The sequence below is a fragment of the Lelliottia sp. AC1 genome (assembly GCF_023278595.1).
Lineage (GTDB): Bacteria > Pseudomonadota > Gammaproteobacteria > Enterobacterales > Enterobacteriaceae > Enterobacter > Enterobacter nimipressuralis.
Map to the genome: position 1 here is coordinate 926,498 of NZ_CP025699.1, position 24,008 is coordinate 950,505.

Below are 24,008 nucleotides of genomic sequence, written 5' to 3' on the forward strand. Positions count from 1 at the left end.
GTTGAAGACTACGACGTTGATAGGCTGGGTGTGTAAGTGCAGCGATGTATTGAGCTAACCAGTACTAATGAACCGTGAGGCTTAACCTTACAACGCCGAAGATGTTTTGGCGAAGCAGAGACAGTCGATTTTCAGCTGATACAGATTACTTGATACGCAGGAATGCGTGTTGATAACAGAATTTGCCTGGCGGCTTTAGCGCGGTGGTCCCACCTGACCCCATGCCGAACTCAGAAGTGAAACGCCGTAGCGCCGATGGTAGTGTGGGGTCTCCCCATGTGAGAGTAGGGAACTGCCAGGCATCAAATTAAGTAGTAAACCGGTGCATGATCCGGTGGTTACAGAAGTCTTCGGTGGAGCGGTAGTTCAGTCGGTTAGAATACCTGCCTGTCACGCAGGGGGTCGCGGGTTCGAGTCCCGTCCGTTCCGCCACTTATTAAAAGCCCTGAGCTAACGCTCAGGGCTTTTTCTTGTCTGAAATTTAATTATTGCTATAAACGCAAAAATCCTCTGCATATTTTACTCTTTTTCAACATACCTATACCACGCGATAATCATCCTCAGTTAACGAACATAATGATTAAAGAGGATTTACATGACTATCCCTGCATTCGGTCTTGGCACCTTCCGCCTGAAAGACGACGTCGTCATCGCATCTGTTAAAACCGCTCTCGAATTAGGTTATCGTACCGTCGATACGGCACAAATTTATGGCAATGAAGCGGCTGTAGGCCAGGCCATTGAAGAAAGCGGTGTACCACGTGAAGAATTATTTATTACGACGAAGATCTGGACGGAAAACCTCAGCAAAGACAAGCTGATCCCAAGCCTGAAAGAGAGCCTGGAAAAGCTGCGTACCGATTATGTCGATCTGACGCTCATCCACTGGCCTTCACCAGGTGATGCTGTTTCTGTTGAAGAAACTATGCTGGCACTTCTGGAAGCTAAAAAGTTAGGTTTGACTCGCAACATCGGGATCTCGAATTTCACTATTCCATTGATGGAAAAGGCGATTGCGGCCGTTGGCGCAGAGAATATTGCCACCAATCAGATTGAGCTGTCTCCGTACCTGCAAAACCGTAAAGTGGTGAACTGGGCGAAAGAGAAAGGCATTCACATCACGTCGTACATGACGCTGGCGTATGGTAAAGCGTTGAAAGATGAAGTCATAGCGCGTATTGCTGATAAGCACAATGCAACGGCGGCACAGGTTATCCTTGCGTGGGCGATGGGAGAAGGTTATGCCGTGATCCCTTCTTCAACGAAACGTGAGAACCTGGCGAGCAACCTTCTGGCGCGGGATCTCAAGCTGGACGCTGAAGATCAAAAAGCGATCGCGGCGCTTGATTGCAACGACCGCCTGGTCAGCCCGGAAGGTCTGGCCCCAAACTGGGATTAATTTAACTCACCCTCTGTAGCCTCAAACCCTCTCACAGCTCCTTCGGGAGCTGTTTTATATGCTCACTCAGAAAGTCGATAAATGCCCGGATACGGGTACTGACTGCGCGGTCGCTGTAATAAACTGCACTGAAGGGCATCTCCACCGGCAGACGTTTGTCCTCCATCAACTCGACCAGCTCACCCCGGGCTATCTCTTTATTAATCATATAGTCAGACAGACAGGCTATCCCATTCCCGCTAAGGCAGAGCTGTTTCAATGTCTCCCCACTATTAGAGGACAATCCGCTGGTAATCTCATGAAGTTGACCGTCGCTGCAGGCAATCGGCCAGGTATTCAGCGATAACGGCTCTGTAAATCCCAGACAGAGATGGTTTTTTAACTCCTCTACCGTCTCAGGTTTACCATATTGCGCAATATAGTCGGGTGAGGCGATGATTTTGCGATAGCTGGTAAACAGCGGGCGGGCGCGCAGGCTCGAGTCCGTCAGCGTTCCGGCGCGAATGGCCACATCCACTTTGCGCTCAATCAGGTTGATAAACGTCTCAGAGGATACAAGCGACAAGGTCATCTCTGGGTAACGTTCGCGGAAGGGTTTAACTAATGGCATCAGAAAATGCAGCACGACGGGAGTGGCCGCATCGATGCGCAAAAGCCCGCGCGGTGTACTCCGCGTTTCCATGATCTCTGTTTCTGCTGCGGCCATCTCCTGCAAAATCGACTGCACCCGGCGAAAATAACGCTCACCTTCTTCGGTCAGGCTCAGCTGCCGCGTCGTCCGGTTCAGCAAACTCACCCCAAGCTTCATTTCCAGCTTTTTGACGGAACGGCTAATCGCCGAATTTGCCTGTCCCAGCTGCTCTGCAGCCCGGCTAAAACTCCCGCTTTCCACGACAGCCACGAAGATTGACAGCTCTTCTGAGGTTGCTTTCATTATTGCACCACCCGCAAAATTCTATTGATATTTTGACCATTTTTGTTATTTAAACACTGGCGCATACTTCGTGTCATCTTAATCCTGATGATACGGAGTATTTTATGCCACTGGCGCTTCTTGCCCTGACGATCAGTGCCTTCGCAATTGGCACGACCGAATTTGTTATCGTAGGGCTGGTTCCTACGATTGCCGATCAACTTTCTATCTCTCTACCTTCTGCCGGTTTGCTGGTCTCCATCTACGCGCTGGGCGTTGCGATTGGCGCACCTGTTCTGACTGCGTTAACCGGACGTTTCCCACGTAAACAGCTGTTAATGGCGCTGATGGTGCTCTTTACCGCCGGGAACATCCTGGCCTGGCAGGCACCGGACTACACCACGCTGGTGATTGCCCGCCTGCTGACTGGCCTCGCGCATGGCGTGTTCTTCTCGATTGGCTCAACCATCGCGACCAGCCTGGTACCCAAAGAGAAAGCGGCATCTGCCATCGCCATTATGTTCGGCGGTTTAACGGTTGCACTGGTGACAGGCGTACCACTGGGCACCTTTATCGGACAGCATTTTGGCTGGCGTGAAACTTTCCTCGCCGTCTCACTGCTGGGGGTCATTGCACTAATTGCCAGCTTGATTCTTATACCGTCAAATATTCCTGGTCGTGCGAGTGCCAGTCTTCGCGATCAGGTGAAAGTGCTGACGCACCCTCGATTGCTGATTATCTATGCCATCACAGCTCTGGGCTACGGCGGTGTCTTTACGGCGTTCACCTTCCTGGCGCCAATGATGCAGGATCTGGCCGGCTTCTCGCCGAGTGCAGTGAGTTGGATCTTGCTGGGATACGGGGTCTCTGTCGCGATCGGTAATATCTGGGGCGGCAAACTTGCCGATAAACACGGTGCTGTACCGGCGCTGAAATTCATCTTCGCGGCTCTGGTTGTGCTGCTGATGGTGTTCCAGTTTACCGCCTCCATGCAGTACGCGGCGCTGGGCACGATTCTGGTGATGGGGATCTTCGCCTTCGGCAACGTACCCGGCCTGCAGGTCTATGTAGTGCAGAAGGCCGAACTGTATACACCTAACGCCGTAGATGTCGCCTCAGGCCTTAACATCGCCGCCTTTAACGTAGGGATCGCGCTGGGTTCCATCATTGGTGGGCAAACGGTTGAGCACTTTGGTTTAGCGCAGACGCCGTGGATTGGTGCCGTGATCGTCCTCGCTGCTTTCCTGCTGATTGGCCTGAGTGGTCGCCTCGATAAAACGGCTCGTGTAGCACTGGGATAAGTATCAGTAAGCGCTTGCTTACAAAACCAGACAGAGGTTTATGAGTAATTGCGTTGAAAGTGTGACCTAAAATCCCTATAACAGTAGAACCAGTCCGTTTTCCGGGCTGGTTCAATGCTATAGAGGTCGTTTCCAAAAGTGCGAAAAAATACCTATGCCATGCGCTATATTGCCGGACAACCTGCGGAGAGAATTTTGCCTCCGGGGTCGTTTGCGAGTCTTGGCCAGGCATTGCCCGCTGGCGCCCCCTTGAGCAGCGATGACAAAATTCGCGTACTGGTGTGGAATATCTTCAAACAGCAGCGTGCAGAGTGGTTATCCGTGCTGAAGAATTTCGGTAAGGATGCGCATCTGGTGCTGTTGCAGGAGGCTCAAACCACACCTGAACTGGTTCGATTTGCAACTACCAACTACCTCGCCGCAGACCAGGTTCCCGCTTTTGTCTTGCCCCAACACCCCTCGGGCGTTATGACGCTCTCTGCTGCGCACCCGGTTTACTGCTGCCCACTGCGTGAGCGCGAGCCTATTCTGCGTCTGGCAAAATCGGCATTAGTCACCGTCTATCCTCTGCCCGATACTCGTCTGCTGATGGTGGTAAACATTCACGCCGTGAATTTTAGCCTGGGTGTCGATGTGTATAGTAAGCAGTTACTTCCCATTGGCGATCAGATCGCGCATCACAGTGGGCCGATTATTATGGCGGGGGATTTCAATGCCTGGAGTCGTCCACGCATGAATGCGTTGTATCGCTTTGCGCGCGAAATGTCCTTGCGCGAAGTGCGTTTCACCGACGATCAGCGGCGCAAAGCGTTTGGTCGTCCGCTTGATTTTGTCTTCTATCGTGGTCTGAATGTGCACGAAGCCTCTGTACTGGTGACGCGCGCCTCCGATCACAATCCACTACTTGTTGAATTCAGTCCCGGCAAACCTGAGAAGTAATGGTGCGTCAGGTCTGCCGTCGGGCAGGCCTGTGCAGGTACTGCCCTTTATTTTTCTCACAACCAAAGGACAGTACGATGACAACACAATCCCATCATGACAATGTAGAAAAACAGTTCGGTTCCCAGGCAAGCGCCTATCTGACCAGTGCGGTACACGCCTCTGGCCGTGACCTGGTGCGTCTCGGCGAGCGCCTGTCTGCATTTCCGCAGGCGCAGGTTCTTGATTTAGGCTGTGGAGCAGGGCATGCCAGCTTTGTCGCTGCACAGCATGTCGCGCACGTTACCGCTTACGATTTGTCTGGCCAGATGCTCGAGGTTGTCGCCCACGCTGCGAAAGACAAAGGGCTGAATAATATTTCGACCCGCCAGGGCTACGCTGAATCACTTCCTTTTGACGACGAAACCTATGACGTGGTGATCAGCCGCTACTCCGCCCATCACTGGCACGATGTCGGCCAGGCACTGCGCGAAATCAAACGCGTGCTGAAGCCGGGCGGGATTTTTATCATTATGGATATCATGTCACCCGGAAACCCGGTTCGCGATATCTGGCTGCAGACCGTTGAAGCCCTGCGCGATACCTCGCACGTGCGAAACTATTCGAGCGGTGAATGGTTCGCGATGATCACCGAAGCCGGTTTAGTTTCCCGCTCTCTGGTGACGGACCGCCTGCCTCTGGAGTTCTCCTCATGGATTGCGCGTATGCGCACACCCGACACGTTAAGCCAGGCGATTCGTTTGTACCAGGAGAGTGCCTCGGCGGAAGTGAAAGCGTACTTTGAATTGCAGGAAGAAGGGTCGTTTACCAGCGATACGATCCTGGCGGAAGCGCAAAAAGCCGGATAAGAAAAAACAAAAAAGGCACCGGGGGAATCGGTGCCTTTTTCTATAGGTCTGGCTGTCAGGAGTCTGGCGTCGTGCTGTTTTTAACAAACAGTGTCAGCTGATCGCCTGGCTGCAGATTGGCCGTATCGTCATTCCAGCGCATCACATCTTTGATGTTCACGCCGTGCGTTTTCGCGATACTGGACAGTGAATCGCCTTTGCGTACGCGATAAGTAATGCTATCGCTGTTGCGGGCGAGACGCTGTGCGCTGCTGCCAGCGCCAACCGTCAGGTTCTGGCCAACTTTCAGGTTTGAACCGCGCAGATTGTTCCACTGCTGCAGATCCTTCGTGCTCACGCCAAGACGTGATGCAATGCCTGAAATGGTATCGCCGGAACGAACCTTATAGCTACGGCTGCTGACGGATGAAACATCTGCAATCAGCGTTGACTGAACGGCAGCAATTTCACCTGATGCGAGAGACTCACGTAACTGTGCTGCATGCTTCTGCGGCACCAGTACGTACTGAGGCCCATTGGCACCCAGCGTTGAGCCTTTCACGCCTGCGTTAAAGGTCTTCAGCTTTGTCACCGACATTCCCGTCATATCAGCAACCTGTTTCATATCAACCGGGCTGCTGAGGCTCACTCTGGCCAGCGCGCGACTTTCGTCAGACGTTGGCAGATTTACACCATAACGTTTACTGTTTTTGAGAATATCGCTCAAAGCCAGCATCTTCGGTACGTAAAGCTTGGTTTCCTGTGGCAATGAGAGGGACCAAAAATCGGTGGGTTTACCACGCGCCTTGTTCGCTTTCATTGCCTTCATTACCCGACCTTCACCGCTGTTATACGCTGCGACCGTTAACAACCAGTCACCGTCAAACATCTTATTCAGACGTTGCATCATGTCGAGAGCGGCAGTCGTTGAAGCGACCACATCCCGACGCGCATCGTAGCCGCGAGTCTGTTTCAAACCATAATTGCGCCCTGTGCTCGGAATGATCTGCCAAATGCCTGCGGCATTGGCACCAGACGTCGCGTGCGGGTCAAAAGCGCTCTCCACTATGGGTAGTAGTACCAGTTCCATAGGCATGTTACGTTTCTTAACTTGCCCTGCTATCCAGTACATATACGGCTCTGCCCGTAAAGTTACATCGTGGAGATAGCTCTTATTACTTAAATACTTCTGTTTCTGATCGCGAATCCGGTTGTTTTCCGGAATCCCCATCTTCAGCTCGTCGCTAATAGAGGCCCACAAGTCCTGTTCCTGCGCGAATGATGTCCCATCGTCCATCCAACGCGCCTGACTTGTAAACTTCCCTGCTTCCCCTTGACCAGCTGCAGAAAGGCTCTGTGCGTGCTGCTGTATGTTGCCAGTGTTCTGGCACCCAGCAAGCAGGACAGAGGCGAGTAATATCGCTTTTGCCTTCATGTGTGTGTCAATAGTTGCTTAAAAGACGAGCGATAATAACGGCGAAACTTTCAAAAGGCAACCCGCAATTGTCAGAAGTCATCTTTCTTTGACCGTAACCATGCAAAACGCTCTTCAGGTTGTTGCAAATTTGTTTCTTGGTTAATTTTGTTAATTAAATCAATATCATCGGTTCTCAAAAATAAATTTATTTTGCGCTCATTTTTCAGAATTACGGGCAGTGTATTTTGTTTTTTTACCCGTAACTCATTCACTTTGTGGTAATAATCCTGAATCGCAGGATCGTCAGGCAAGATGCTCAATGCAAACTTCATATTTGCTAATGTATATTCGTGGGCGCAGCAAACGAGGGTATCATCCGGGAGAGCATTTATCCTCTGGAAGGATTGGTACATCTGGGTTGGTGTCCCTTCGAACAATCTTCCGCACCCGCCGGAGAACATCGTGTCACCGCAGAAAAGATAAGGGAAACTGAAGAAAGAAATGTGTCCGGAAGTGTGACCGGGTGTAGCAAATACAGAAAAATCGTATCCCAGTATGAGGATTTTTTCGCCATCTTCGACTACCCGAGTCGTGCCCTTATCTTGTGTCTCCTGCGGACCATAAACCACTAAATGGGGAAATTTCGCCCGCAAAGCAGGGACACCGCCGACATGATCGTGATGATGGTGAGTCAGCAAAATGGCCTCTGGCTGCCAGCCGTTTTCCTCGATAGCCTGCAATACCGGTGCCGCATCGCCTGGGTCGACAATAATGCAACGCTTATCATCGCCGACTAAAACCCAGATGTAGTTGTCCTGAAACGCGGGAATGCTGATAAGATTCATAAATTACCTCTCATTACGTAACGGGTGTGTTGATGAAGCCGGCAAGGATACCTCAGATTGTCTCAGCACCAGAGCACTGGTCCCAGTTGCGGTGGGGTGAATACTATCGCGAGGCGCTTGAGCGTCAGCTCAATCCCTGGTTTGCAAAAATGTATGGTTTTCATCTGCTTAAGATTGGCAATTTGAGCGCGGAAATCAACTCCGAAAGCTGCGCCATCTCCCATCAGGTGAATGTCTCTCTTAACGGTCACCCCCTTCAGGTTAAAGCCGATCCGCTCCATTTGCCATTCGCCGAGAAATCCGTCGACGCCTGCCTGATGGCCCACACGCTCCCCTGGTGCAGCGACCCGCACCGTTTACTGCGTGAAGCCGACCGCGTGCTAATCGATGACGGCTGGCTGGTCCTCAGCGGTTTCAATCCGATGAGCCTGATGGGATTGCGCAAGCTGGTGCCCGTTTTGCGCCGCACGCCGCCCTATAACAGCCGCATGTTTACCTTTACACGTCAGCTCGACTGGCTGTCATTACTGAATTTTGAAGTGATGTACTACAGCGGCTTCCAGGTGTTACCCTGGGCGGGGAAGGGCGGTAAAATGCTGACAACCCATCTGCCAGCACTTGGCTGCATGCAGCTTATCGTGGCGCGTAAGCGAACGGTTCCACTTACGCTGAACCCGATGAAGCAGAGCAAATCAAAAGCACAAATCCGACAGACCGTCGGGGCGACGCGACAGTACCGAAAACCCTGATCAGGATTCCGGCTGATAGCCCACGTCATCGTGGATCGGATTCATCGCCGCTTCGCGCGCCAGAACGTCGCAACGTTCGTTTTCCGGATGCCCCGCATGCCCTTTGACCCATTCCCACTTAATGGTGTGATGGCTCAGTGCAGCGTCCAGGCGCTTCCAGAGATCGACATTCTTAACCGGTTTCTTATCGGCCGTTTTCCAGCCACGCTTTTTCCAGTTATGGATCCACTGGGTAATCCCCTGGCGCACATACTGGCTGTCGGTACTGATAACCACATCGCAATCTTCTTTTAATGCTTCCAGCGCGACGATCGCGGCCATCAACTCCATGCGGTTATTGGTGGTCAGACGAAAACCTTCATTAAAGGTCTTCTCATGCTCACGGTAACGCAAAATGGCGCCGTAGCCGCCCGGTCCTGGATTCCCGAGGCAAGATCCATCGGTGAAAATTTCTACCTGCTTAATCATCTCTGGTAGACTTCCTGTATTTGAAACGATCAGTAAAACGACGAGTCTGACATAAATGACCGATATGAGCACTGCAATTACACGACAGATCGTCCTCGATACCGAAACCACCGGTATGAACCAGATTGGCGCACATTACGAAGGCCATAAGATCATTGAGATCGGTGCCGTCGAAGTGGTGAACCGTCGTCTCACCGGCAACAACTTCCACGTGTACCTGAAGCCCGACCGTCTGGTAGACCCGGAAGCGTTCGGCGTTCACGGAATTGCCGATGAGTTTCTGCTGGATAAACCGACCTTCGCCGACGTTGCCGATGAGTTTATGGACTACATCCGCGGGGCTGAGCTCGTCATCCATAACGCTTCGTTCGATATCGGCTTTATGGACTATGAGTTCAGTAAGCTCAACCGCAATATCCCGAAAACCAATACCTTCTGCAAAGTCACCGACAGCCTGGCGCTGGCGAGGAAGATGTTTCCGGGCAAGCGTAACAGCCTCGATGCCCTCTGCTCGCGCTACGAAATAGATAACACCAAGCGTACGCTTCACGGCGCACTGCTCGATGCCCAGATTCTGGCGGATGTCTATCTGACCATGACGGGCGGCCAGACTTCGATGGCGTTTAGCACCGAAAACGACTCCCGTCAGGCGGGTGACACCGGAATTCAGCGCGTGGTGCGTCAGGCGAGCCGTCTGCGGGTGATTTTAGCCAGTGACGAAGAGATCGCCGCCCATGAATCGCGTCTCGATATCGTGCAAAAGAAGGGCGGCAGCTGCCTCTGGCGCGCATAACAGATGCCGTTATGCTGTAAAAAGCACCGTGTGGGCGAATTTTGCAGCAACTGATTCAAAAGTTGAGAAAAAGCGTTGACGGGATCGGAACCAAACCGTAATATTCGCCTCGTTCCCAAGGGAACAATGCGGAGCGGTAGTTCAGTCGGTTAGAATACCTGCCTGTCACGCAGGGGGTCGCGGGTTCGAGTCCCGTCCGTTCCGCCACATTAGAAAGCCTGAATCAGAAATGATTCAGGCTTTCGTCATTTCAGGGCCTTATCTTTCTTATCTCCTCTCTGATGTTAGTTAACAAAAAGTTAATATCAGCAGTGCAATTTATTAACAATTGTTCGATATTGGTGCGATGGTTGCACTTTTAGTGTGCAATTTCGTCTCATCCCTTCGCTCCAAACATTTCCTCTTGTAACAATCCTGTAAAAATAAGTCTCAAATAATCATTAGCTTACTTACGGTTTTCCAGAAAGTTCCTGAACCAATGATTTATTGGTTCATTAATTGCTTAACTCTGTGTGCAATAAGACGTTATCTATATCAATAACTTATTGTTAATAAAAATAAAGCAATGATGAGAGCAGGCGAACCAATATGGAAAAATCGTCACGGTTTCTGGCTAATTCCAGCACCGCACTTGAGCAGTTGCGCGGTCTGATCAACCAGCACGAGTCAACACCAGGCATTCCGCTGCCCACCGAACGTGAGCTGTCGGAAACACTCGGCGTAGGGCGACGCGAAGTTCGTCGTGCGCTGGACGTGCTGGAAGAAGAGGGACGCATCTGGCGCAAGCAGGGCAAAGGCACTTTCATTGGCCCTGCCGCACCGGTTGAACCTCTTGCGCTTCAGGGGCTGGTGCAGCAAACCAATCTGCTGGAAGTGATGGAAGCCCGCCTGCAGCTCGAACCCGGCTTAGCCCGTCTTGCGGCACTGCGTGCCACCAGGGAAAACCTCGCGCTGATGCAGCGCATGCTGGAACGCATCGACAAGGTCAGCCCGGATGACCGCGATCTTAACGAACTGTGGGACAGCGCCTTTCACCGCGCCATTGCTGAGGCTGCGGGTAATCGCCTGATGCTGGGGTTGTTCGATGCTATTGATGCAGTCCGGCGCGAGCCTAGCTGGCAGCACCTGCGTGAGCTGGCGCGTACGCCGGAGCGCGTCGACAGCTATAACGATCACCACCACAAAATCATGACGGCGATTATCCACCGCCAGCCCAATGAAGCAGCCGCCGCAATGCGCGAACACCTGCTCACCCTGCAAACTGCCCTGATTCAGGCCATCAACCTTGAGGATGATTCCCTGTTATGACGACGATCCCTTTTAAGGAGGCAGCGCCGGTCCTTCGCCTGCACAATCTCAATGTGAAATTCGCTGGATCGCCGGTCAGCGTGCTCGACGGCATCTCCCTGACCGTGAAATCCGGTGAAACGCTGGCGCTGGTGGGGGAGTCCGGCTGCGGAAAAAGTATCACGTCGCTGGCACTGATGGGGCTGCTGCCTGCCAGTGCGCAAATTGTCAGCGGTGAAATGCAGTTCCGTCGCCACGATTTGCGCAAGCTCTCCCCGCGTGAATACGCCGATCTGCGCGGCAGTGAACTGGCGATGATCTTTCAGGAGCCGATGACCTCCCTCAACCCGGCCTTTACTCTCGGCGATCAACTTAGTGAAGCGGTGATCCGCCACCAGAAAATGTCGAAATCCGACGCCATGAACGTGGCGCTGCAAATTCTGGAAAAGGTGCAGATCCCGGCACCGGAAATGCGTCTTAAATCTTATCCTCATCAGCTTTCCGGCGGGATGCGCCAGCGTGTGATGATCGCGATGGCGCTCATTAACCATCCGCGCCTGCTGATTGCCGACGAACCGACCACCGCGCTGGACGTAACAATCCAGGCGCAAATCCTGACGTTGCTGAATACCTTAAAAGCCGAAACCGGCACCGCCGTGCTGATGATCACCCACGATCTGGGTGTGGTGGCGGAAGTCGCGCAGCAGGTGGCGGTGATGTATGCCGGACAGGTCGTGGAGCAGGGCAGCGTCGAGAGTATTTTTGCCGATCCGCAGCACCCCTACACCATCGGTCTGATGGGGTCGATTCCGTCCCTCGGTGCGCGTCAAGGCCAGCTTTCGACCATCCCGGGCAGCGTGCCGTTGCCCGAATCGATGCCGAAGGGCTGCCGTTTCGCCACCCGTTGTCCGTTTGCCCAGACGCGCTGCCACGATGAAAAACCGCAGCTTCACCCCCTTGGAGCTGGCCATCAGGTGGCCTGTTTCCGTGTGCCCCTTGAGCAACACATTGCGCTGGGAGAAATCGCATGACTGCCCCGATCCTCGAAGCTCGCGATCTGAGCAAACTCTTCCCCGGCCCGAAAAAACTCTTTGCGCCGGCCCGTTTTGTCACCGCCGTCGACCGGGTTTCACTCGCCGTGATGCCGGGCGAAACGCTGGCCATTGTCGGTGAGTCCGGTTCCGGGAAATCCACCCTCGGCCGACTGCTGCTTCGCCTGCTGGCGGCCAGCGAAGGGCGCGTGTTCTATCAGGGCGAAGAGATTACCCACGCGTCGGGTTCGCGCCTCAACCAGCTTCGTCGTGAACTGCAAATCATCTTTCAGGACCCGTTCGCCTCGCTCAATCCGCGCATGACGGTAGAGCAGATCGTCGGTGAACCCCTGTGGCTGCACCAGAATATGAAAAAAGCCGACCGCCAGTATCGCGTCGCGGAGCTGCTGAAAACCGTCGGGCTGCCTGCCGCCTGGGCCGGACGTTATCCGCACGAGTTTTCCGGCGGACAGCGTCAGCGTATCGGCATTGCGCGCGCATTAGCCTCCGGGCCAAAACTGCTGCTGGGCGATGAGCCGGTTTCCGCGCTGGATGTCTCCGTGCAGGCGCAGGTAGTGAACCTGCTCGAAAGCCTGAAACATCAGCTGGGGCTGACAATGGTGATTGTCGCTCACGGCCTGGCGGTCATTCGCCACATGAGCGATCGCGTGGCGGTGATGTATCTCGGCCAGATTGTTGAGCTGGCTACCGTCGATGAAATCTTTGACGCGCCGCTGCACCCGTACACGCAGGCGCTGATTGCCTCTGCGCCCCAGATGCAGCCGGGCATAGAGCGCGACGCGCCGCTGTTGCAGGGCGATTTACCGAATCCGGCGAATCCCCCTTCCGGGTGTCGGTTCCACACCCGCTGCCCGTATGTCACGGATGAATGCCGCCAGGTCGAACCCATCGCACAGGTTCTGGAGGGCGGGCGCCAGGTGGCCTGCCATCGCTGGCAGGAAATTAACCGCGATCGCAGTGTTATTCAGATAGCACCGCCATCCGCTGCCTTTTTGCGCCGCCGCGCGCTGTTTGAACATGCGGCATCACTCTCGTCTCTTCCAGCAAGGAACTCATGATAATGACAATGCGTAATTCTCTTTTGACCGTACTGGGAAGTGTTATGTTGTTGGGCGCAGCACTCCCTGCGCACTCGGAAAGCGTTCTGCGAATTGGTCTGGGCGCAGACCCGGATATGCTCGATCCTCATCTGGCGCGCACCTACTATGGCCGCTTCGTCTTCGCCTCTCTGTGCGACAGGCTGGTGGACGTGGATGAAAATCTGAAGGTCGTGCCGGGCCTGGCAAAAGACTGGTCCTGGAGCGACGACAACAAAACTCTGACCATGAATTTGCGTGAGGGGGTGACCTTCCACGATGGCGAAAAATTTGACGCTGAAGCGGCGAAATATAACCTCGAACGCGCCCTGACCTTAAAAGGCTCGCTGCGTAAAAGTGAAATCTCTTCTGTCGAATCGGTGGAAGTGAAAAGCCCGACCCAAATTGCCATTCACCTGAAAACGCCGGATGCCGCACTGCTGATGCAGTTGACCGACCGCGCAGGCGCGATGATGGCGCCGGAAGCGGCCAAAAAGCCGGATTTTGCCGCCCATCCTGTCTGCTCTGGCCCATACAAATTTGACAGCCGCGTCTCTCAGGACCGCATCGTTCTGAGCCGTTTCGACAACTACTGGAACAAAGACGCCTATCACTTCGACAAAATCATCTATCTGCCGATCCCGGATGCCTCGGTGCGTCTGGCAAACCTGCGCGCAGGTGACCTCGATCTGACAGAAGGTATCGCCGCCAGCGACGTAAAAACCGTTGAAGCCGACAGCAAACTGGCGTTGGCGAAAGTGACCGGTCTCGGTTATCAGGGGATCACTTTCAACATCAATAACGGCAAAGTTCCGGCCAACGATCCGTTCAAAGATGCGCGCGTCCGTGAAGCGTTCTCACTGGCCATCGACCGCGATGCGCTGAACCAGGTGGTGTTTGAAGGGTTGTATACCCCGGCAAACCAGGCGTTTTCGCCGGTCAGCCCTTACCACGTCAAGGTGCCGGTTCCGGCCCGCGATGTGGAAAAAGCGAAAGCCCTGCTAAAAGCGGCGGGCATTAACGGGCCGCTGAACGTCAATCTGCTGGTGCCAAACAACCCAACGTCACAGCAGGTGGGCCAGGTTCTGCAAGCGATGACGGCGGAAGCGGGCTTTAACCTGAATCTGCAAATGACGGAATTCGCCACGCTGCTCGATCGTCAGCAGAGCGGTGACTATCAGCTGAGCTTCTCCGGCTGGTCCGGTCGTCCGGATCCAGACGGCAGCATCTTTGGTTTCATCAACAGCAAAGGCAACCTCAACGATGGCCGATACAGCAACGCGCAGGTCGACGAGTGGCTGACCCAGGCGCGTCTGAGCACCGATCCCGCCGCCCGCCAGCCGCTGTACGACAAGGTCGTAAAACAGCTGCAAACGGACATGCCGATTGCTTATCTCTACTTTGAGCCGCGCATTTTTGGCCTGAATAAGAGCGTGCAGGGCTTCAAACCGTACCCGGACGGCATCGTGCGTCTGGCGGGCTTGTCGCTTGCTAAGTAACTGAGGGCGTGAGGAGAAACCATGCTGGAACTGATTTGCAAACGCCTGCTGCTGGCGATCCCGACCTTACTGCTGGTGAGCATGATGGTCTTCGGGCTGCAAAAACTGCTGCCCGGCGACCCGCTGATTGCGATGGCGGGCGAAGAGCGCGATCCGGCGGTGATTGCTCAGCTGCGCGCAGAACTGAATCTCGATGCGCCGCTGCCGGTGCAATATTTTGACTGGCTGACGCGTGCGCTGCAGGGCGATCTGGGGGTCTCTTTACGCACTCACGAGCCTGTGACGTCACTGATTGCCAGCAAACTGCCGGTCACGATGGAGCTGTCGCTGCTGGCGATGATCATTGCGCTGGTGTTCGGCATCAGCATGGGGATCCTCGCGGCGGTTAACAAAAACAGCTGGGTCGATCACAGTGCCAACTTTGTGGCGATCTCGGGGATCTCGATACCGCACTTTTGGCTGGGGATCCTGTTGATTCTGGTCTTCTCGGTCAATTTGCAGTGGCTGCCCGCCTCTGGCTATGTGCCGTTCAGCGAAGATCCGCTGCAAAACCTGCGCACGCTGCTGCTGCCTGCGTCGGTGCTCGGCACCGGCCTGGCGGCGACGCTGATGCGCCACACGCGCGCCTCGATGATCGCCGTGCTGAAGGCCGATTACATCCGTACCGCCCGGGCAAAGGGGCTGCTGCCGAAAGCGGTGATCCTCAAGCACGCGTTTCGCAATGCGCTGGTGCCGGTGATCACCCTCACCACGCTGCTGTTTGGTGAACTGCTGGGCGGCGCGGTGCTGACCGAGCAGGTCTTCACAATTCCAGGCTTTGGCAAAATGATCGTCGATTCGGTGTTTAACCGTGATTATGCGGTGGTGCAGGGCGTGGTGCTGATCGTGGCGATTGGCTTCCTGATGCTGAACCTGCTGGCTGACGTGCTCTACGTCCTCATCAACCCGAAAATGCGAGGTTAATCGTGGCTGAACTGACAACTCAAACCGTAGTACCTGCATTGCCGCGCGCGCAGAATCGGGTGCTGAAGAAATTCCTCGCCAATAAAAGCGCCGTGATTGGCGCGGTGATTGTCGGCATCTTTGTGCTCATCGCCCTAATTGCCCCCTGGCTTGCGCCCTTTGATCCGGTCAAAGCCAACTTCCTGGCGGTGCGTAAGCCGCCGTCTGAGCTGTATTGGTTTGGCACCGATGAGCTGGGCCGCGACATTCTCTCGCGTATCGTCTGGGGCGCGCGAACGTCCCTGATGGCGGGCTGTATGTCGGTGGTCATTGCCGTGGTGATCGGGGTACCGCTCGGGCTGGTGGCCGGTTACTTCCAGGGGATCTGGGACGGCGTGATCTCACGCTTTATCGAAGCGCTGCTGGCATGCCCGTTCCTGATCATGGCGATCGCCCTGGGGGCGTTTTTAGGCCCAAGCCTGACGAACGCGATGATCGCCATCGGGCTGTCGGCCATGCCGATCTTTGCCCGTCTGACGCGCGGCCAGGTGATCGCCATTCGCAACGAAGAGTACATCGATGGCGCGAAGGCGATTGGCCTGCCGGATCGCTGGATCATCGTGAAATATGTGCTGCCCAATGTGATGTCACCAATTCTGGTGCAGGCCACGCTGGCGATTGCCTCCGCCATTATCGCCGAGGCCAGCCTGTCGTTTCTTGGCCTTGGTCAGCAGCCGCCGAATCCGTCCTGGGGCTCGATGCTCAACACGGCAAAAGGTTTTCTGGAACAGGCGCCATGGATGTCTGTTTTCCCTGGTATCGCCATTTTCCTTGCGGTACAGGGCTTTAATTTACTCGGTGACGGGCTGCGCGATGCGCTCGATCCGCGCCACGACTAAGGAGTCATGATGACCAAAGCGCTTGATTTTACGACCGGTTACGATTCACGACGCCCGCCAATGATGGGGCACAACGCGGTCGCCACTTCGCAGCCGCTGGCGGCGCAGGCCGGGATGCGGATGTTACAGCTTGGCGGTAACGCCGTTGATGCCGCAATAGCCACAGCCATGGCCCTGACGGTGGTTGAACCGACGGGCTGCGGCATTGGCAGCGACGCCTTTGCCATCGTCTGGGACGGCGAAAAGCTGCATGGTCTGAACGCGTCAGGCCGTTCGCCTGCCAGCTGGCATGCGGATCTGTACGCGGGCAAAACCGACGTGCCAGAGCTTGGCTGGGACGCGGTGACGGTGCCGGGCGCCGTCTCCGGCTGGGTAGCACTGGCCGAGCGTTTTGGCACGCTGCCGCTGACGACCCTGGCGCAACCGGCCATTGAGTACGCGCGTAACGGTTTCCCGGTGTCGCCGCTGATTGGTCACCTGTGGCAGCGCGGCTTTAACAAACTGAAAGATCAGCCGGGCTTTAGCGCCTGCTTTGCGCCAGAGGGCCGCGCGCCGCGCATCGGTGAGATTTTCCGCAACCCGGCGCAGGCGAACTCTCTTGAGCTGATTGCCAAAACCAACGGCGAAGCCTTCTATCGCGGTGAGCTGGCGCAGAAAATCGCTGCCTTCGCCAAAGAGCACGGCGCGCATCTGACGGCAGACGATCTGGCGAATCATCGCGTCGACTGGGTGGAACTGCTGTCGCGCGATTTCGCCGGTGGATCGGTGCAGGAGCTGCCGCCAAACGGTCAGGGGATCGCCACGCTTATTGCGCTGGGGATTCTGGAGCAGTGCGGGATCGAAAAACATCATCCGGACTCTGTGCAATCTCTGCATCTGTCGATCGAGGCGATGAAGCTGGCGCTGGCGGATCTCGATCGCTACGTGGCCGACGAAGAGCACATGGAGTTTGCCGCGAAAGAGCTGTTAAGCGACCACTATCTGAAATCGCGCGCGGCGCTGATCGATCAGGATAACGCCTCTGATTTCACCTACGGCGCGCCGACGCAAAGCGGTACGGTTTACCTCTCTGCCGCCGATTCCAGCGGGATGATGATCTCCTTTATCCAGTCCAACTTTATGGGCTTTGGCTCAGGCGTCGTGGTGCCGGACACGGGCATTAGCCTGCAAAACCGCGGCTGCGGCTTTGTGCTGGATCCTAAACATCCTAATGCCCTGGCGGGCAGTAAACGTCCGTTCCATACCATTATTCCAGGTTTCGCGATGGACGGGCAGGGTAAACCGCTGATGTCGTTTGGCGTGATGGGCGGGCCAATGCAGGCGCAGGGGCACATGCAGATGGCGCTGCGTATTATGCTGCACGGGCAAAACCCCCAGGCGGCGATCGATGCGCCGCGCTGGCGCGTGGTGAAGGGCCGGGAAGTGATCGTTGAATCGAGCTTCGATCGTAATACCATTGCGGCACTGCGCGAACGCGGGCATCAGATTACGGTGGAAGATCCGCTGCAGGATTATAACTTTGGCGGCGCACAGGTGATTTACCGCATGCCGGAGGGGCACTACGTCGCCGCAACCGAAAGCCGCAAAGACGGGCAGGCGTTAGTGAGTTAACACGCCGCTATCAGCATGTGTAAGCCGGGTGAGGCGCTGCCGCACCCGGCTTTTTTTCATCCAATGCTAAAGGGATCGGCGTCCTGCCATGCCGGAAACTTCTCCCGGTACTCTTTCAGTGCCGTCAGCGAAAGCTCGGCGTCGATACGCGTCGCCTGATGCGGTTCGGCGGTGGCAATAATTTCCCCCTGCGGATTCACCACCCGGCTATCGCCGCGGTAGTGATGCCCGTTGCCATCGGTGCCTACGCGGTTACAGCCCACCACATACGCCTGATTCTCAATGGCGCGCGCCACCAACAGCGCTTGCCAGTGCAGCGAGCGCGGCGCAGGCCAGTTGGCAACGTACAGCGCCAGATCGTAATCATTATGGTTGCGTGACCAGACCGGGAAGCGCAGGTCGTAACAGACCAGCGGCAGAATGCGCCAGCCGCGCCACTCAAACACCACCCGCTCGTTACCCGCCTCGTAGTGATGATGCTCATCGGCCATGCGGAACAGGTGGCGTTTATCGTAAAAATGCAGCGTGCCGTCTGGCTCCACCAGCAGGAAGCGGTTCACCGGCCCGCGCTCGGTCTGCAGCGCGGCGCTCCCCGCGACGAGAGCGTTCGTCTGCCGGGCCTTGCTGTGCATCCACGCGACGACGTCATCCTGCGCCAGAGACTGCTTTGCCGCCTCCATGGCGAACCCGGTAGTGAACATCTCCGGCAGCACGATCACATCGCGTCCGGTGATCTCTTCGAGCTGACGATCAAAATGGCGCAGGTTGGCGGGACCGTCCATCCACACCAGGGGCTGTTGTAAAAGGGTAATCTTCAAACCAGGCACAATCATGACTCCTCGAAAGACGGCTTTTTGACACTGTAGCACGGGAAAAAGAGAAAATGTGGCAATAAAAAACCCCGCACGCGGCGGGGTTTGTGGAAGCGATGCGGGTTAGGCCGCTTCAGGTTTGCGGACCTTCTCCGGCAGCTTTACCGGCCGGGTCGCCAGCTCGTCGTGCTCGAAATCATCCACGTTAATGCTGCGCAGACGGCTCTCTTCCGCTTTCACCAGTACTGCGGCTTCATTCTGATCGATGATGCCACCCGCCAGCGCCTGTTTAGCCAGTTCATCCAGGCGAGTAAACGGCAGGTTTTTGCCCAGCTGTTTACAGATTTTCTGGTGAACAGGATCGGCCGCCATCACGTCCAGCAGCGCCTCTTCCAGCAGACCAACCGGGTTGTGCTCGGTAGGCTTCAGGTACTGACCGCGACCGATACGGGAGCGGGTTGCACTTGGAACCTGCAGGATCTTCGCCACTTTGTGATCCAGAATATCGGACGGTGCCAGATGATGACGTCCGGTTGGGAAGATCACCACGCGCAGCGCGCCTGCCACAAAGCGGTTCGGGAAGTTTGCCAGCAGATCGTCAATCGCCTGCTCTGCCTGATAGAGCGCATCCTGCACGCCCCAGTGGACTAATGGCAGATCCGCTTCATGACGGCCTTCATCGTCGTAACGTTTCAGGACCGCAGAGGCAAGGAACACCTGGCTCAGGACATCGCCCAGACGCGCAGAGATACGCTCGCGACGCTTCAGGCTGCCGCCGAGGACTGCCATCGACACGTCTGACAGCAGCGCCAGGTTCGCGCTCAGGCGGTTGAGATGCTGGTAGTAACGTTTGGTCGCATCACCCGTTGGTGTGGCGCTGGTGAGACCGCGCGTCAGGCCCAGCCAGAAGCTACGCATTTTGTTGCTGCCGACATGGCCGATGTGTTTAAACAGCAGCTTGTCGAACGCATTCACGTCGTTGTTTTGCGCCGCAGCCATCTCTTCCAGTACATACGGATGGCAGCGAATCGCGCCCTGACCGAAGATCATCATGCTGCGGGTGAGGATGTTGGCGCCTTCCACGGTGATGGCAATCGGTGCGCCCTGATAGCCGCGCGCCAGGAAGTTGCCTTCGCCGAGCATAATGCCTTTACCGCCAGCAATATCCATCGCATCAATAATTGACTGCTGCGCACGATGGGTACAGTGATACTTCACGATAGCCGACAGCACAGCCGGTTTTTCGCCCAGCATGATGCCGTAGGTGATCAGCGACGCCGCCGCATCCATCACGTAAGCGTTGCCCGCGATACGCGCCAGTGGCTCTTCGATACCCTCCATCTTACCGATGGAGATTTTGAACTGACGGCGGATGTGGGCGTAAGCACCAATCCCCATCGCGACGGATTTCAGGCCACCGGTAGAGTTCGACGGCAGGGTGATACCGCGACCGACCGACAGACATTCCACCAGCATACGCCAGCCCTGTCCGGCCATTTTCGGACCGCCGATGATGTAATCAATCGGTACAAAGATATCTTCGCCACGGGTCGGACCGTTCTGGAACGGTACGTTCAGCGGGAAGTGACGACGACCAATTTCGACGCCAGGCGTAGAGGTTGGGATCAGCGCACAGGTGATGCCCAGATCTTCCTCGTCGCCCAACAGTCTGTCCGGGTCAGAGAGTTTGAACGCCAGGCCCAGTACGGTGGCAATCGGTGCCAGCGTAATGTAACGCTTGTTCCAGGTCAGGCGCATACCCAGCACCTGCTGGCCCTGCCACTCGCCCATGCAGACTACGCCGGTATCCGGGATAGCACCCGCATCAGAGCCAGCTTCCGGGCTGGTCAGCGCGAAGCAAGGGATTTCCTGACCACGCGCCAGACGCGGCAGATAGTGATCTTTTTGCTCTTCGGTGCCGTAATGCTGCAGCAGTTCGCCCGGGCCTAAGGAGTTTGGTACGCCGACGGTGATCGCCAGGATCCCTGACACACCCGCCAGTTTTTGCAGCACGCGAGCCTGAGCGTAAGCGGAGAACTCCAGGCCGCCGTACTCTTTCTTGATGATCATCGCGAAGAAGCGATGCTCTTTCAGATAGGCCCACAGTTCCGGAGGCAGATCGGCCATTTCATGGGTGATCTGGAAGTCGTTCGCCATGCGGCACGCTTCTTCTACCGGACCATCAATAAAGGCTTGTTCTTCTGCTGTCAGCCGTGGCTGCGGGTAGTTGTGCAGCTTCTTCCAGTCCGGGTTGCCCTGGAACAGATCGCCTTCCCACCAGGTGGTACCCGCGTCGATGGCTTCTTTCTCCGTGCGTGACATCGGTGGAATCACTTTACGGAAGCCGCGGAACACCGGGGCGGAAATCATCGACTTACGCATCGAAGGCACGTTGAGCGGCAGCAGGATAATCGCCAGCGGCAGCACAACCCAGATATTCCACAGACCAGACAGGCCAAGCGCAGCCGTCCAGGCCAACAGAATCAGGCTACTCAGTAATAAACTGACACGGTGATAGAACAACACACCGAGCAGAACAACGGTTGCGATAATGCTCAAAATCATCATAAAGAAAAGCTCCCTTGCTTGTAGGAGGTCTGACCACTTGTGATGATATGGTTGTAGTGGATGTTATTTCTTTTAGCAATGCATTCACAAAATAATTACAACCTGGTTCACATTGTTCAGGTTTTGACAGGCACGAATAATCAAAACGCCGAGGGATCTGCATCGCCATGACCAGGTGCAGACTTAAGTCAGTGAGAGGGGGAGAGCATGCACTGCCAGCGCAAAGACCACGTCAAGTATGACGGGTATAGCTTCTCGCTTTTCTCGCGATCCGGTACACTCCCTGTGTTATTTCATCAATACTGAAGGATTATCCTCATGTACCAGGATCTTATTCGTAACGAACTGAACGAAGCGGCGGAAACGCTGGCCAACTTTCTGAAAGATGAAGCCAATATTCACGCGATTCAGCGCGCGGCGGTTCTGCTGGCAGACAGTTTCAAAGCCGGCGGCAAAGTGCTTTCCTGCGGTAACGGCGGTTCACATTGCGATGCGATGCACTTCGCTGAAGAGCTGACCGGGCGCTACCGTGAAAACCGTCCGGGATACCCGGCGATCGCGATTTCTGACGTTAGCCACATCTCCTGCGTGGGTAACGACTTCGGTTACGATCATATTTTCTCGCGCTATGTTGAAGCGGTAGGGCGTGAAGGCGATGTGCTGCTGGGGATCTCCACGTCGGGTAATTCCGGCAACGTCATCAAAGCCATTGACGCTGCGCGTGAGAAGGGGATGAAAGTCATCACTCTGACCGGCAAAGATGGCGGTAAAATGGCAGGTTCGTCGGATATCGAAATCCGCGTGCCGCATTTTGGTTATGCTGACCGTATTCAGGAAATTCACATCAAAGTGATTCATATCCTGATCCAGCTGATCGAAAAAGAGATGGTTAAGTAAGACTTCGCTGGGGGCACTCTTGCCCCCGCTGTTGTGGAGGTGATGTATGTGCGAATTGCTCGGGATGAGCGCCAATGTGCCAACCGATATCTGCTTTAGTTTCACCGGGCTGGTGCAGCGCGGTGGAGGAACCGGGCCGCATAAAGACGGCTGGGGCATTACCTTCTACGAAGGCAAAGGCTGTCGCACGTTCAAAGACCCGCAACCCAGCTTCAACTCTCCCATCGCCCGACTGGTCCAGGATTACCCGATAAAATCCTGCTCGGTCATTGCCCATATTCGTCAGGCGAATCGGGGTGAAGTGGCGCTGGAAAATACCCATCCGTTTACCCGTGAACTGTGGGGCCGCAACTGGACTTACGCCCATAACGGGCAACTGACCGGCTATAAATCGCTGGAGACGGGCAATTTCCGTCCGGTGGGTGAAACCGACAGTGAGAAAGCGTTTTGCTGGTTACTGCACAAGCTGACAGAGCGCTATCCGCGCACACCGGGAAATATGGAAGCAGTGTTTAAATACATCGGCACGCTGGCCTGTGAGCTGCGTGAGAAGGGTGTGTTTAACATGCTGCTGTCAGATGGGCGCTATGTGATGGCGTTCTGCTCGACCAATCTTTTCTGGATCACGCGTCGCGCGCCCTTTGGCGTGGCAAAACTGCTGGATCAGGATGTGGAAATTGATTTTCAAACCGAGACCACACCCAACGATGTGGTCACGGTGATTGCCACTCAGCCCCTGACGGGCAATGAAACCTGGCAAAAGATTATGCCAGGCGAGTGGGCACTATTTTGTCTCGGGAACCGTGTAGTTTGACGCCAGCTGCGGGTGGACGACTTCATGACTCAGCGGTTTGCTGACAATGTATCGGCCATCCGCGACCGAGACGGTCGGTGGCTTGTGCGTCTGCTGGAAGTAGTCGTAACCCGGTTTCAGCTGTTTCCAGAAATCCGCGTAGGTCGAATACTTGTGGCGCTGCATGTTGGCATCGGTCATGCGGAACGGATAGATGCTCACCTGCACGCCCGCCTGGCCGAAGACTAACGCGCCGGTCACAAACTGGAAAATCTCATCAATACCGCTGTCTGTCATGGCGTAGCAGCCGATAGACACGCAGGCACCGTGAATCATCAGGTATTTACCTTCGTAACCATGGGCACGATCGTAGGCGTTCGGGAAACCGATATTGATGGCTTTATAGAAGCGGCTGTCGGGTTTGAGCTGATTGCGCTGAACGGTATAAAACCCTTCAGGACTTTTGAAATCACCCTGACGTTGTTTCGGACCTAATCCGCCGGAATAGTTACAGATTTTGTAGCTATCAAGCAGTTGATATGTCTCGCCCATTTTGACAAATAGATCGAGCGTGCGTTCTTCCTTGAAGATCTGAATATAAACCGGTGATCCCATTAATTGTTGTTTATATTCTTTGCTGACCGGTGTGGTTGAACTGTTGCTGCCAAGCAGCCCTGCGAACGAGACACACGGGATCAGAAGCATCGCAATGAACAATGCGATTTTACGCATACTACAAGTTCCTTGATAAAGCCAAACCAACTTGCCAGGACGGCAAAAGAGACCCGAAATCAGAATTTTCTGGATTAGGAGCGCTCACATTAGCATCGCTGCATTTTTTCGCAAGAGTGAACTAATGAGTTTACAAATTAGTTGGCATTTATAGCTTATCAGGCCGCGTTTGAAACCAGGAACTTTGCG

General features: G+C 55.1%; 21 protein-coding genes, 2 tRNA genes, 1 rRNA gene, 1 pseudogene and 1 other annotated feature. Of the genes and pseudogenes, 18 read left to right on the plus strand and 7 right to left on the minus strand.

Going from position 1 to position 24,008, the window contains the following annotated elements:
- Nucleotides 1-69: a sequence feature (23S ribosomal RNA rRNA prediction is too short), on the plus strand.
- A gap of 116 nt (nucleotides 70-185) precedes the next feature.
- The 3 genes from rrf (at nucleotide 186) to dkgB (ending at nucleotide 1,399) form a co-directional block, all read left to right on the plus strand.
- Nucleotides 186-301, plus strand: a 5S ribosomal RNA gene (gene rrf, locus C0560_RS04325).
- Between the two features lie 54 nt (nucleotides 302-355).
- Nucleotides 356-432, plus strand: a tRNA-Asp gene (locus tag C0560_RS04330).
- A 163-nt stretch (nucleotides 433-595) separates the two neighbouring features.
- A complete protein-coding gene (dkgB, locus tag C0560_RS04335; RefSeq protein WP_248859701.1) occupies nucleotides 596-1,399 on the plus strand; it encodes a 2,5-didehydrogluconate reductase DkgB in 804 nt (267 codons plus the stop codon).
- Here the strand turns inward: dkgB and yafC are convergent.
- Nucleotides 1,396-2,333, minus strand: a pseudogene (gene yafC / locus C0560_RS04340) (DNA-binding transcriptional regulator YafC). The gene dkgB and the pseudogene yafC overlap by 4 nt on opposite strands.
- 104 nt (nucleotides 2,334-2,437) lie before the next feature.
- Between yafC and C0560_RS04345 the strand changes: the two are divergent.
- From C0560_RS04345 to C0560_RS04355, 3 genes are all read left to right on the plus strand, one after another.
- On the plus strand, nucleotides 2,438-3,613 hold the full coding sequence (locus C0560_RS04345; RefSeq protein WP_248859703.1) for an MFS transporter: 1,176 nt from the start codon (nucleotides 2,438-2,440) through the stop codon (nucleotides 3,611-3,613).
- 138 nt (nucleotides 3,614-3,751) lie between these two features.
- Nucleotides 3,752-4,552, plus strand: coding sequence for an endonuclease/exonuclease/phosphatase family protein (locus tag C0560_RS04350; RefSeq protein WP_100777529.1), 801 nt, complete (start codon nucleotides 3,752-3,754; stop codon nucleotides 4,550-4,552).
- 77 nt (nucleotides 4,553-4,629) lie between these two features.
- Nucleotides 4,630-5,400 carry a class I SAM-dependent methyltransferase gene (locus tag C0560_RS04355; protein WP_181827365.1) on the plus strand — a complete coding sequence of 257 codons (771 nt, stop codon included), beginning with the start codon at nucleotides 4,630-4,632 and terminating at the stop codon, nucleotides 5,398-5,400.
- A 55-nt stretch (nucleotides 5,401-5,455) separates the two neighbouring features.
- Here the strand turns inward: C0560_RS04355 and mltD are convergent, their stop codons facing one another.
- The gene (gene mltD, locus C0560_RS04360; RefSeq protein ID WP_102104398.1) at nucleotides 5,456-6,814 is read right to left on the minus strand and encodes a murein transglycosylase D; all 1,359 of its coding nucleotides are present in this window, start codon (nucleotides 6,812-6,814) and stop codon (nucleotides 5,456-5,458) included.
- Nucleotides 6,815-6,885: 71 nt separating this feature from the next.
- A complete protein-coding gene (gene gloB / locus C0560_RS04365) occupies nucleotides 6,886-7,641 on the minus strand; it encodes a hydroxyacylglutathione hydrolase (RefSeq protein WP_231276401.1) in 756 nt (251 codons plus the stop codon).
- Nucleotides 7,642-7,673: 32 nt separating this feature from the next.
- Between gloB and C0560_RS04370 the strand changes: the two genes are divergently transcribed.
- A complete protein-coding gene (locus tag C0560_RS04370) occupies nucleotides 7,674-8,390 on the plus strand; it encodes a class I SAM-dependent methyltransferase (RefSeq protein WP_100777525.1) in 717 nt (238 codons plus the stop codon).
- Here the strand turns inward: C0560_RS04370 and rnhA are convergent, their stop codons facing one another.
- On the minus strand, nucleotides 8,391-8,969 hold the full coding sequence (gene rnhA / locus C0560_RS04375) for a ribonuclease HI (protein WP_164971799.1): 579 nt from the start codon (nucleotides 8,967-8,969) through the stop codon (nucleotides 8,391-8,393).
- Here rnhA and dnaQ point away from each other — a divergent pair.
- The 9 genes from dnaQ (at nucleotide 8,923) to C0560_RS04420 (ending at nucleotide 18,017) form a co-directional block, all read left to right on the plus strand.
- A complete protein-coding gene (dnaQ, locus tag C0560_RS04380; protein WP_164971798.1) occupies nucleotides 8,923-9,651 on the plus strand; it encodes a DNA polymerase III subunit epsilon in 729 nt (242 codons plus the stop codon). The genes rnhA and dnaQ overlap by 47 nt on opposite strands.
- Before the next feature lie 130 nt (nucleotides 9,652-9,781).
- Nucleotides 9,782-9,858: transfer RNA gene (locus tag C0560_RS04385), tRNA-Asp, on the plus strand.
- Nucleotides 9,859-10,239: 381 nt separating this feature from the next.
- Nucleotides 10,240-10,959, plus strand: coding sequence for a FadR/GntR family transcriptional regulator (locus C0560_RS04390; RefSeq protein ID WP_100777521.1), 720 nt, complete (start codon nucleotides 10,240-10,242; stop codon nucleotides 10,957-10,959).
- Nucleotides 10,956-11,969 carry an ABC transporter ATP-binding protein gene (locus C0560_RS04395; protein WP_248859704.1) on the plus strand — a complete coding sequence of 338 codons (1,014 nt, stop codon included), beginning with the start codon at nucleotides 10,956-10,958 and terminating at the stop codon, nucleotides 11,967-11,969. Before C0560_RS04390 ends, C0560_RS04395 begins: the two co-directional genes overlap by 4 nt.
- Nucleotides 11,966-13,048 (plus strand): ABC transporter ATP-binding protein, encoded by a 1,083-nt coding sequence (locus C0560_RS04400; protein WP_181827369.1) that lies wholly within the window; start codon nucleotides 11,966-11,968, stop codon nucleotides 13,046-13,048. Before C0560_RS04395 ends, C0560_RS04400 begins: the two co-directional genes overlap by 4 nt.
- 2 nt (nucleotides 13,049-13,050) lie before the next feature.
- Nucleotides 13,051-14,565 (plus strand): ABC transporter substrate-binding protein, encoded by a 1,515-nt coding sequence (locus C0560_RS04405; RefSeq protein ID WP_181827370.1) that lies wholly within the window; start codon nucleotides 13,051-13,053, stop codon nucleotides 14,563-14,565.
- A 21-nt stretch (nucleotides 14,566-14,586) separates the two neighbouring features.
- The gene (locus tag C0560_RS04410; RefSeq protein ID WP_095280881.1) at nucleotides 14,587-15,528 is read left to right on the plus strand and encodes an ABC transporter permease; all 942 of its coding nucleotides are present in this window, start codon (nucleotides 14,587-14,589) and stop codon (nucleotides 15,526-15,528) included.
- Between the two features lie 2 nt (nucleotides 15,529-15,530).
- Nucleotides 15,531-16,406, plus strand: a complete 876-nt coding sequence (locus tag C0560_RS04415) for an ABC transporter permease (protein WP_100777517.1) — start codon at nucleotides 15,531-15,533, stop codon at nucleotides 16,404-16,406.
- 9 nt (nucleotides 16,407-16,415) lie between these two features.
- Nucleotides 16,416-18,017: a gamma-glutamyltransferase family protein gene (locus tag C0560_RS04420; RefSeq protein ID WP_100777516.1), complete on the plus strand. Its 1,602-nt coding sequence runs from the start codon at nucleotides 16,416-16,418 to the stop codon at nucleotides 18,015-18,017.
- A 56-nt stretch (nucleotides 18,018-18,073) separates the two neighbouring features.
- Here C0560_RS04420 and C0560_RS04425 read toward each other — a convergent pair whose 3' ends face one another.
- Together C0560_RS04425 and fadE are read right to left on the minus strand one after the other, a co-directional pair.
- On the minus strand, nucleotides 18,074-18,844 hold the full coding sequence (locus tag C0560_RS04425; RefSeq protein ID WP_248859705.1) for an amidohydrolase: 771 nt from the start codon (nucleotides 18,842-18,844) through the stop codon (nucleotides 18,074-18,076).
- A 108-nt stretch (nucleotides 18,845-18,952) separates the two neighbouring features.
- Nucleotides 18,953-21,397 carry an acyl-CoA dehydrogenase FadE gene (gene fadE, locus C0560_RS04430; RefSeq protein WP_248859706.1) on the minus strand — a complete coding sequence of 815 codons (2,445 nt, stop codon included), beginning with the start codon at nucleotides 21,395-21,397 and terminating at the stop codon, nucleotides 18,953-18,955.
- 318 nt (nucleotides 21,398-21,715) lie between these two features.
- On the opposite strand from fadE, the gene lpcA reads away from it, so the two are divergent.
- Together lpcA and C0560_RS04440 are read left to right on the plus strand one after the other, a co-directional pair.
- Nucleotides 21,716-22,294 (plus strand): D-sedoheptulose 7-phosphate isomerase, encoded by a 579-nt coding sequence (gene lpcA / locus C0560_RS04435; RefSeq protein WP_100777514.1) that lies wholly within the window; start codon nucleotides 21,716-21,718, stop codon nucleotides 22,292-22,294.
- Nucleotides 22,295-22,340: 46 nt separating this feature from the next.
- Nucleotides 22,341-23,108, plus strand: coding sequence for a class II glutamine amidotransferase (locus tag C0560_RS04440; protein WP_100777513.1), 768 nt, complete (start codon nucleotides 22,341-22,343; stop codon nucleotides 23,106-23,108).
- On the opposite strand, the gene dpaA is transcribed toward C0560_RS04440, so the two are convergent.
- Nucleotides 23,079-23,819, minus strand: a complete 741-nt coding sequence (gene dpaA / locus C0560_RS04445) for a peptidoglycan meso-diaminopimelic acid protein amidase (RefSeq protein WP_100777512.1) — start codon at nucleotides 23,817-23,819, stop codon at nucleotides 23,079-23,081. The genes C0560_RS04440 and dpaA overlap by 30 nt on opposite strands.
- Nucleotides 23,820-24,008: the final 189 nt, after the last annotated feature.